This window comes from Streptomyces sp. NPDC059456, assembly GCF_042750055.1.
GTDB lineage: Bacteria > Actinomycetota > Actinomycetes > Streptomycetales > Streptomycetaceae > Streptomyces.
Window position 1 is genome coordinate 1 of sequence record NZ_JBHYVA010001141.1, and the last position, 1,227, is coordinate 1,227.

Sequence of the window (1,227 nt, forward strand, 5' to 3'; positions counted from 1 at the left end):
GGTCGGGGCTTACGGCCCGTTGGGGCGGGTCCGCTCCGCTCCCCCACCCGGGTCCTTCCGGCTCCGCCTCCAGGACCAGCCCGCTCCACGGGCGGCTGGCAGTAGGGGGTGGTCATGGCCGACTCCTGGCCTGCGGACCACGCGGAGCGCCAGCCGACTGCGTCTGTCATCATCCGCATACGCCGTAGGCCCTAACCCTGTTTCATGGGGTCAGGGCCTACGGCCTGTTGAAGTGTCTACTCCGCTCCCACCCCTGGGTCGTTTCCTTCAGATCATCTGATCGTTGGTTGATGTGTGCCGCTGGCTGACGCCCAGTGGGCCCGCATTGAGCCGTTGCTGCCGGACCGGACGCCTCGGCGGGGTGGGCAATGGCGTGATCACCGCCAGGTGATCGACGCGATCGCGTTCAAGTACCGCACCGGCACGCCGTGGATGGACCTGCCCCGGCACTTCGGGTCCTGGAAGGGCGCCCACAACCGGCTTCAGATGCGGGCGGCCGACGGCACCTGGGAGGAGGTCTTCACGGCCCTGCTCACGCAGGCCGAAGACGACCCGGACTGGGTCGTCGCGGTCGACTCCACGACCGTCCGTGCCCACCAGCACGCCGCCGGGGCCCGCCCCAAAGGGCCCCGCCCGGCGAGCCGGCCGACCATGCCCCCGGACGGTCCCGCGGCGGACTGACCACCAAAATCCACCTCGCCGCCGACCGCCGCTGCCAGCCACTGGCCTTCGTCCTCACCCCGGGCCAGGCCGGTGACGCACCAGCGTTCGTACAGATCATGACCGCAATCCGGGTCACGAGACCGAACGGCAGGCCGCGAACCCGCCCTGCTGCCGTGCTGGCCGACAAGGCCTATTCGTCCCGGGCGATCCGCGAACACCTACAGAAACGCAAGATCCGGGCGGTGATCCCGCAGCCCGCCGACCAGATCGCCAACCGCAGACGACTCGGCAGCAAGGGCGGCCGACCACCGGCCTTCGACCGCGAAGCGTACAAACAACGGAACACCCTCGAACGCTGCATCAACAAGCTCAAGCAGTGGCGCGGTATCGCCACTCGCTACGACAAGACCGCCGCCATCTACCTCGCCGCCACCTTCATTCGGTCAGCCAGGCGATCCGAAGGAAATGGCCTAGCGCGTGTCTCTTTGATCGGTTGGTCAGTTGATCGGATGTGTCCGTCCGATTAGTGATCACCGATGCGATGTGGGACCGGATCGAGCCGCT

General features: G+C 67.9%; 1 protein-coding gene. It reads left to right on the forward strand.

Annotation, left to right across the window (positions count from 1 at the left end):
- Positions 1-294: 294 nt before the first annotated feature.
- Positions 295-1,190, forward strand: a protein-coding gene (locus ACFXA3_RS42790) for an IS5 family transposase (RefSeq protein WP_385197002.1) whose coding sequence is annotated in 2 segments (ribosomal slippage) — positions 295-642 and positions 645-1,190 — 894 coding nt in all. Because the reading frame shifts where the segments join, the coding sequence is not laid out codon by codon here.
- Positions 1,191-1,227: the final 37 nt, after the last annotated feature.